The organism is Candidatus Ulvibacter alkanivorans, from assembly GCF_003333325.1.
Classification (GTDB): domain Bacteria; phylum Bacteroidota; class Bacteroidia; order Flavobacteriales; family Flavobacteriaceae; genus Ulvibacter_A; species Ulvibacter_A alkanivorans.
In genome coordinates, this window is the sequence record NZ_QOLC01000044.1 from 1 (window position 1) to 9,279 (window position 9,279).

Consider the following 9,279-nt stretch of genomic DNA (forward strand, 5'->3'; position numbering starts at 1 on the left):
AAAAACTAACTCGTGTTTTTGAGTCACTCGTTGTTTTAGCGGGTGCAAATGTACAACAGTTTTTTTAATCTGCAATACATTTTTAAAAATAATTTCAAAAAATTAGAACGTTTGTTTTCGCTTGTCGAACTACATTTTACGTAGCGCTTTTTAAGCTTCCTTTTAAAACCCTATCGGGTTCCTAAGGCGGGTGCAAAGATAGATTCCTTTTTGGTTTCTCCAAACATAAATTGGAGTTTTTTTAGAAAATTTTTCCTACGAAAATGTAAGCTACTGACTGGCGAACAATTAGCCCTCACCCTACTATTTTACACCCTTTTATACCTTAATATATATACTAATTTGACCCTATTATAACTCTTACCTCCCAACGCCCCGCGATAGGGATTGAGCGGAGCAACAGTAGACACTACTGTTATGTGTGAGCTCTGCCTTTTGCCATAGGCATAAGGGAAGCGAGTAGCGAAAGCCCGGTGCTATTTTTAAACAAAAAAAATAGCGATCGCCCAACGCATATAAAACAACAACAGTCGGTTCTTATTAAATCGCAGGCGATCGAACCATAGATTTTATTTTGTGTTACTTTTGCGAGAAATTTGACCGTATGAACATTCTATTTCAACTTCTATTGTTAGGACTGGTTTCCTTAAGTTGTTGTGCGCTTATAAAAAACAAAATAGCGGCCATAGCAACATCGATAGTTTTGGGGGTTTTCTTGACCCTACAATTGGTGTCGGTGCAATTAGGCGGAAGCGTTATCGACTATAAGTTCTATGAACATTTGAATATTGCCGAAGCTTGGTCGCTGCGCGGTTTCTACGCAAAAGAATATATCGTATTTACCTTAGTGCTTGTAGTGTTGGCCACCCTACTCTATTACGGTAGTCGACTCTTACGAAGAAAAGCGGTTTCGTGGAAGGTATTGGCAATTGCAGTGGTCGTTGGACTTGTAGGAATGAGTTTTCCGAATGGTATCGTGCACAATATCTATTCGATCGCTAACATTAAGTTCACACAGTCAAAATCTTTTGAAACGGCTTTAGAGGACATTGGAATTGACCCTGAAACTTATATAGAACCCGACGATCTTACCGCTACCGCCGGTAAGAACATTATCGTGTTGTCGTTAGAGTCGTTGGAGCGCGGTTTTCTAGAAGCACCTTTAGAGGCACTTACTCCCACCTTAGGCGAGCTTAGAGACACGTATACTTATTTTCCCATGGAGCAAAACGAAGGCAGCAAATGGACTTCAGGTTCTGTGTATACTACGATGACGGGGTTTCCTGCCTATTTTAAGGCATCAAACAACGACATTTTTCAGAATACGACCTCATCACGTATTACAAGTATAGGCGATGTCCTACAAGCGGCAGAATACGATCTTACATATTTAATGGGAAACAAGGAGTTCTCGGGTTTAAACGATATGCTTAGCCTTTTTGGCTTTAGGGTGAAGTCAGAACAAGAATTGGGTGTTCCTAAAATTAAATCATTATGGGGTCTGCACGACAAAGAACTTTTTGAAGCCGCCAAAAAGGAGATTGCAACCAAGAGCAAAAAAGAAAAACCCTTCGCGTTGTTCTTGTCGAATATATCAGGACATTTTCCGGATGGAGTTTACGATGAGCGCATGCGCGAGGTGATCCCAGACCAAGAGAGCAAACTGGAATTTATGACCATGGCCGTGGATTATCTTATCGCGGACCTTTTTGCCTATTTAGAAGAAAACAATTTAATGGACAACACGGTGGTCTACATATTTCCCGATCATGAGTTTATGGGAAAACATCCGGTGCTTCAAAAATTTTCTGCAAAAAGAGGGTTGTATCTCATCACAACTGCCGACAAAGAAAGCGTGAGTTATAAACGATTAGACACCTTATCACAGATCGACCTGCCTCGTATTATTTTGAATGGCGCCGGTATAGAAAGCAATGCTAGATTCTTGACCGATTATATTTCCGAAGAAAATGAGAACGCATTTTTAGACAATAACATCAAGAATATACTGGCGTTGAATGAAGCCTCGCTAGAAACAGTAAATTATCATAAAGGTATTCGGTTGTCACTTACTGAGGAGAACAACATAGCTGTCATTGCAGAAGGAACAAAGCACCTACAACTAATACCAAAAATAAAAGAAGATCAATTTTATCGCTTGGCCTTCGATGATGAAATGCACTATACCGGGTATAAAACAATGGCATTGAATAGTGCGTTTCATAGAAACGAATATCTACGATTAATTTTTTCTGTTTCTGAAGGCAATATCTTTGCGCATTTACAACAAGGAAAGCACATAGGCGTCGCAAAAATGGGTGAAGGAGAGGTGTTCTTTGACCCCGATGATATTTCAATTTTTAAGGACTGGGCCGCTATTGTCCCAGAAAAGGAGATCGATCACACCAAGATCTATTTAAAAAGCACAGGTTTTGAAGCGTTAAAAACCAGAGGTAAGAGTAAACTTTACACAGGGCTTGAACCGCACAAGGCATCACGTGGCCTTAATGTGCTTTATCTTGAAAATGATCAATACAAGGTTCGTAACTTCGATACGTTTGCTTCTCGGGAAGCAGCTAGTAACTTTATTGTCTTTGCTGAAGCGTTATTAAAAGAAGACCGATTTGTTGCGATGTTGATTCACGACAGCGGAACACGTATGTTAAAGAAGCACAGTGATGCGCTCGAAGCCTTGGGGTTTTCTGTCTTGACCTCTGTTGAATCTAAACAACCCTATATCGCGTATATTGAAAATGGCGTATTAATAGAAAGGACAGGACCCAAATCGATCGAGTTAGAGATCCCCTACCATATAAAGAACACGGAAGAGCGCCATGAATTCAACAACGACAGAAGCAGGTTCATCGCGCATGCCGGTGGCATGATCGACGGGAATAAATCGACCAACTCTTTGGAAGCTTTAAACCAAAGTTACACAAATGGATTTCGCTATTTCGAGTTAGATATTTTAAAGACCTCAGACAACCGCTTTGTCGCTGCTCATGATTGGGAATCTTGGGCAACCAAGACTGGCTATCAAGGCAGTTTACCACCGACCGAACAGGTATTCATGCAACAGTCTATCCTCAATCAGTACACTCCGATGAACATGACCGACATTAATCGGTGGTTTAGCAAACACCCTGACGCTATATTGGTGACCGATAAAATCAATGAGCCAAAGGCGATTAAAGATGCTTTTATAGATCCATCACGCTTAATGATGGAGGTGTTTAGCATAGAAGCTTTTAACGAGGCCAATACACTAGGCCTTAAGGGCGTAATTCTGTCACACAATGTGTATAAAGGAATAAAAGGAAATAAATTTGATGGTGTGATGGATCTAAATGTAAAACATCTCGCTATCTCCAGGCGTGCCATAAGCAACAATATAGAAGTGTTACTTAAGCTGAAAGCCGCCGGTGTACGAACGTATGTTTACAATATCAATTTTGACAAAGGTAAAGATGAAAATTATGTAGCCACCTACGAGATGCCCTTTATCTACGGAATGTATGCCGATAAATGGAACTTTCCCGATCGTGTTGAAAATAATACAAACTCCAATTAATAACTATTGTGCACCATAGTTGAAGAACTTATCTTTGCACCCTCTAATGTTTGAACTATGATCAATATTACCTTACCGGACGGAAGCGTAAAACAATTTGAAGCAGGTGTAACTCCAATGGACGTTGCCACAAGTATAAGCGAAGGCTTAGCACGAAACGTGATCTCTGCATCTTACAACAACACTACTGTTGAAGCCACAACACCGCTTACAGAAGATGGAGAGTTAGTGTTATACACGTGGAGAGATGATGAAGGAAAGCAAGCTTTTTGGCACTCGTCTGCTCATATTTTAGCACAAGCCTTGGAAGAATTGTATCCAGGTGTAAAACTCACGATTGGACCGGCCATTGAAAATGGTTTTTATTACGATGTTGATCTGGGTGATAAAAGCATTTCAGAAAGCGACTTGAAAGCCATAGAAGATAAGATGCTCAACATTGCGCGTGGTAAACATGAGTTCCAGATGCGCGAAGTTAGCAAGGAGGAAGCGTTGCAATTCTATAAAGACCAGGGTAACGAGTACAAGGTAGAGTTGATCGAAAATCTTGATGACGGAACTATTACCTTCTGCGATCATGACACCTTTACCGATCTATGTCGAGGTGGACATATTCCGAATACGGGAATCGTAAAGGCCGTTAAATTAATGAGTATTGCAGGCGCATATTGGCGCGGTGATGAAAACAATAAGCAGCTCACGCGAATCTACGGCGTAAGCTTTCCGAAGCAGAAAGAATTAAAAGAATACTTAGCCCTTTTAGAAGAAGCTAAAAAAAGAGACCATCGTAAATTAGGAAAAGAACTAGAGCTATTTACCTTCTCTCAAAAAGTGGGACAAGGTTTACCGTTGTGGTTACCGAAAGGTGCAGCCTTGCGTGAGCGATTGGAAAACTTCTTAAAAAAAGCACAGAAAAAGGCAGGATATGAAATGGTTGTGAGTCCGCATATAGGGCAAAAAGAACTCTATGTGACATCGGGGCATTATGCAAAATATGGCGAAGATAGTTTTCAGCCCATCAAAACCCCTAATGAGGGAGAAGAGTTTTTACTGAAACCGATGAACTGTCCACATCACTGTGAGATCTACAACAGCAAACCTTGGTCGTACAAAGATCTGCCAAAGCGATTTGCTGAATTTGGAACGGTGTACCGCTATGAGCAAAGTGGCGAATTGCACGGATTAACGCGTGTTCGTGGTTTTACTCAAGATGACGCGCATATTTTTTGTACGCCCGATCAATTGAACGAAGAGTTCAAAAAAGTAATTGATCTGGTACTCTATGTTTTTGGGTCGTTAGGTTTTGAAAAATTTACCACACAAGTGTCGTTGCGTGATCCTGAAAAGCCTGAAAAGTACATAGGCAGTTTAGAGAATTGGGATAAAGCAGAGCAAGCGATTATAAATGCGGTACAGGAAAAGGAGCTCGATTATGTAATCGAAACCGGTGAAGCTGCGTTCTATGGTCCTAAGTTGGACTTTATGGTGAAAGATGCCTTAGGCAGAAGCTGGCAGTTAGGAACTATTCAGGTTGATTATAACTTACCGGAGCGCTTTGAACTTTCGTACAAGGGGAGTGACAACGAACTGCATCGTCCTGTAATGATACATCGAGCTCCTTTTGGAAGTATGGAGCGCTTTGTAGCCATTTTACTTGAGCATACCGGAGGGAATTTCCCTTTATGGCTCATGCCCGAACAGGTAGCTATACTGTCTTTAAGCGAAAAATATGAAAAATACGCTGAAAAAGTTTTAAATTTGCTTGAAAATCACGAAATTCGCGCCCTTGTCGATAATCGTAACGAGACGATTGGCAAGAAGATACGAGAAGCCGAGATGAACAAGTACCCATATATGTTGATTGTGGGTGAGCAAGAGGCGAATGATGGTACGGTTTCTGTAAGAAGACATAGCGAAGGCGATATAGGCACCATGAAGGTTGAAAAATTTTCTGAATTAATTAACACAGAAATTGCCGAAAATATCGTAGAATTTAATGTGTAACCATAATAATTTATAGTCATAGCAATACGAAGAAAAAGAAGTAGAGGCCCGGCAAGGGTCATTAAAGAAGACCAGCACAGGATCAATAAAAAAATCCGTGCAGAAGAAGTACGCCTTGTGGGCGACAATGTGGAGATGGGTGTTTATCCCACCAGAAAGGCGTTAGAGATCGCCGAAGAACTAGGGTTAGACCTTGTAGAAATCTCTCCCAATGCCAAGCCACCTGTGTGTAAGGCAATGGATTACAAAAAGTTTGTTTACGAACAGAAGAAGCGCGAAAAGGCGATGAAGGCGAAAGCTTCTAAAGTTGTGATCAAGGAAATAAGATTTGGTCCAAATACAGATGATCACGATTACGAATTTAAAAAGAAACACGCCGAAAAGTTCTTAAAGGATGGCGCCAAGCTTAAAGCTTATGTTTTCTTTAAAGGTCGTTCGATCATTTATAAGGATCAAGGTGAAATTTTGTTATTACGTCTTGCTCAAGAATTGGAAGAATACGGAAAGGTTGAGCAAATGCCTAAATTAGAAGGTAAGCGTATGATCATGTTCATCGCACCAAAAAAGAAATAAGTTGCTCGGGGTGCCAATAGGCACTGCTGTAGCATTAACAATAAAGTGAAATAAGAAATAAAAGGAAGAAACATGCCGAAACAAAAAACAAAATCCAGTGCTAAGAAGCGTTTTAAGCTTACAGGTACCGGTAAGATTAAAAGAAAGCATGCGTTTAAAAGTCACATCTTAACAAAGAAGTCTAAAAAACGTAAGCTTGCCTTAACGCATGATGCAGTTGTGCACAAGGCCGATGAAGACAATGTTAAACAAATGCTTCGTTTGAAGTAAGTTGCTTTAACCGGTTAAAACTATTTAAAAACCCTGGAGTATGGCCCAAAAGAATTTGCTTAGTGCAAATCGCCTGCTACAAAAACAATTAAAAATATGCCAAGATCAGTAAATTCAGTTGCTTCTAGAGCCCGAAGAAAAAAGGTAATGAAGCAAGCCAAAGGATACTTTGGAAGACGTAAAAACGTATGGACGATCGCTAAAAATGCTGTTGAGAAAGCAATGTCTTACTCATACAGAGACCGTCGTGCAAAAAAGAGAACATTTAGAACATTGTGGATTACGCGTATAAACGCGGGAGCCCGTCAGCATGGGATGTCTTATTCACAATTTATGGGAAGCTTAAAAAAGTCGGGGATCGAGTTGAACCGTAAGGTGCTTGCAGATTTAGCAATGAATCATCCAGAAGCTTTTGAAGCCATCGTAAAAAAAGTAAAATAAGATACCATCTTAAACCTATTATTTCACTTAAAGCCCGCTCGAATGAGCGGGCTTTTTATTTTTAAAACCTTTTTATCCCGTCCCAAAAAATTAAATACCCGGTACTGGGTATTTCATATGTTTCTGTTTATTAGCATCTTAGCTTCAACAAAACAGGAATTATGAAAACCATAGTACTTATCTTTTTTAGCCTATTCATTTCTGGGGTATCATTAGCTCAACAACCTAGTTTTATAAACATGGATGCCAAATCGAAATGGAATCAGAATTACAATGGCATTACCAAAATAAAAGTTAGTTGGGAAAACCCTTCTTCTTCAAATAGACAAGAAAGACAATGGGTTGAAGAAGCTATTGCAGAAACATGGGAAAGATATTCAAATCTGGATCTTTACGGCTGGATGGAAGCCGATAGTTATACTGAAGGAATTCGAATCTTAATAGATGACTATGCCCACCCACATACAAAAGGTCTAGGCACACAATTAGATGGGCGCAAAAATGGTATGGTATTAAACTTCAATTTTTATGGAAATTTTAAATGTACCAGTTACTCACGCGAAGACTGTATTAAATTTATTGCCGTCCATGAATTTGGGCATGCTTTAGGCATCGCACACGAACACAATCGATCTGATTGTCTTTGTGATGAAGAACCACAAGGAACCGGTGGTGGTTATTATGTTACACCATGCGATATAGATTCGGTGATGAATTACTGCAACCCCAAATGGTCCAATCATGGATCTTTAAGTTATTACGATGTAGAAGGAATACAGACTATATATGGAAAACCTACCGGAAAACGAACAGACGATAGAAAAACATATACGAATGGGTACTTATCTATCGTAGATGAACTTGGAGCCTCACAGATTTGGGAAAATCTTTATTTAAAATTAGGTAACACACAGTTCTTATTTAATATAAACGGCACCAATAAAGTCGAATACAAAGAAGCTTCATTTTCAACTTCAGGAAATTACAAATATGAAATATACTCAAAAACCAAAAGGACAGACGGCTATATTTACACAGGATACGGAAGTGGAACGGTATATCTTGATACAGACAAAAGCTATAATCTTGAACTTTACTTATCGCAAGGAGGTTATTCAGGCGGACAATATGGTATTTATTTAAATGCCGAAGAAAAATAATTTATCATGAAAAACTTACAGCGTATTATTTGCTTTCTTCTTCTTTTCACATTATTAACCAGCGAAACTTGTGAAGAGTCACATAAAGAAGTATTGCCTTCCTCGATTATTCTTTACAATCATTTGCGCCCCGCTCTCAATGAAATAAAATATGAAATTAAAAATAATGATTCTATAATTATTTATAAAAGGATAAAATCGAATACTACCGATATCGAGTTCGATGCCATCTATTCTACAGCCATAAACTCTAAAATCGGCACGGATGTTTTATCATTCGACAATATAACCTACGAAAACCCATGTATCCAAGATGGAGAGTTATTCACGCTCTCTATTAGGACAGAAAAAGAAACAAAAGAAATTTCGTTTCAAAATTATCCAAATGAAAATCTAGCAAAAATCATATCCTTCATAAACAATAATATCCCAGAACGATATCAAATTTACTACAATATGGAACGTCTCAAATTACAACTAAAAAATTGCAACTAATTTTTAAATCAATTATTATGAGAAAATTTCTATTAATTCCCTTCCTAATATTTTCACAATACCTGCTCGCTCAGTGCTTTGTTAACGAAGGAGCGGGTGGTGAAAGTTCCTATAAGACCTTTACATCTAGTGGAAATACTTGGATCGATCAAACTTTTTACCAAAACAATCAATATCTAATTAACACTCTTGGAGTACAGGTTCAAGTAGGATATTATGATGATTCTGAAACGGGTCCAAACGCATTTGCAATGACTCATGAAAACTATTATATCGATGGGCAAACATATTTCGGTATAAATTTACTTAACCAATACTTCACATCTGATAGCTACAACGCCGGTTTTTATGTGCTTTGGATATTGTCTCATGAATACGCACATATCCTTCAGTTTAAAAATAATGGACCTTATTGGGAAACTACAAAATGGAATGAATTACAGGCTGATTTCATAGCTGGGTCAATCGCTGCAAAGCATATCCAAGAAAACAATGTGAATATCTTAGACCTCAATTGGCGAAATCAATATACACAACAATATGCAAATGTAGCCATCCAGTTCTTCGAGAACTTAGGAGATACGAATTTCGGAAGTAAGCATCATCACGGTACTGCTTCCGAACGTGCTAGCGCCTTCGTTGCGGGCGTCAATTTTGGATTAAGTTATGGGACCCAAATAATTAATTACGGCACTTATATTACCTCATCCCTAAATGTACATGCTGTATGGAATGCCAGTGTAGATTACATTAATAAATTATAGC

Annotated in this window: 8 protein-coding genes; all 8 read left to right on the forward strand. The window is 38.9% G+C overall.

All coding sequences use genetic code 11. The features are described from left to right. Positions 1-604: 604 nt before the first annotated feature. Entirely contained in the window at positions 605-3,571 is a 2,967-nt protein-coding gene (locus DWA30_RS02945) for a sulfatase-like hydrolase/transferase (protein ID WP_114491034.1), read from the forward strand. 57 nt (positions 3,572-3,628) lie between these two features. Then, positions 3,629-5,575 carry a threonine--tRNA ligase gene (thrS, locus tag DWA30_RS02950; RefSeq protein WP_114491035.1) on the forward strand — a complete coding sequence of 649 codons (1,947 nt, stop codon included), beginning with the start codon at positions 3,629-3,631 and terminating at the stop codon, positions 5,573-5,575. Positions 5,576-5,635: 60 nt separating this feature from the next. Beyond that, the gene (gene infC / locus DWA30_RS02955; RefSeq protein WP_262510095.1) at positions 5,636-6,148 is read left to right on the forward strand and encodes a translation initiation factor IF-3; all 513 of its coding nucleotides are present in this window, start codon (positions 5,636-5,638) and stop codon (positions 6,146-6,148) included. Between the two features lie 72 nt (positions 6,149-6,220). Continuing rightward, positions 6,221-6,418 carry a 50S ribosomal protein L35 gene (gene rpmI, locus DWA30_RS02960; protein WP_114491037.1) on the forward strand — a complete coding sequence of 66 codons (198 nt, stop codon included), beginning with the start codon at positions 6,221-6,223 and terminating at the stop codon, positions 6,416-6,418. Positions 6,419-6,514: 96 nt separating this feature from the next. Continuing rightward, positions 6,515-6,859: a 50S ribosomal protein L20 gene (gene rplT / locus DWA30_RS02965; RefSeq protein ID WP_114491038.1), complete on the forward strand. Its 345-nt coding sequence runs from the start codon at positions 6,515-6,517 to the stop codon at positions 6,857-6,859. A gap of 161 nt (positions 6,860-7,020) precedes the next feature. Continuing rightward, the gene (locus tag DWA30_RS02970; protein WP_114491039.1) at positions 7,021-8,019 is read left to right on the forward strand and encodes a zinc metalloprotease; all 999 of its coding nucleotides are present in this window, start codon (positions 7,021-7,023) and stop codon (positions 8,017-8,019) included. Between the two features lie 6 nt (positions 8,020-8,025). Further along, complete coding sequence (locus tag DWA30_RS02975) at positions 8,026-8,514, forward strand: hypothetical protein (RefSeq protein WP_114491040.1); 489 nt, start codon at positions 8,026-8,028, stop codon at positions 8,512-8,514. A gap of 17 nt (positions 8,515-8,531) precedes the next feature. Continuing rightward, positions 8,532-9,278 carry a hypothetical protein gene (locus DWA30_RS02980; protein ID WP_114491041.1) on the forward strand — a complete coding sequence of 249 codons (747 nt, stop codon included), beginning with the start codon at positions 8,532-8,534 and terminating at the stop codon, positions 9,276-9,278. The last annotated feature ends 1 nt before the right edge of the window (position 9,279 follow it).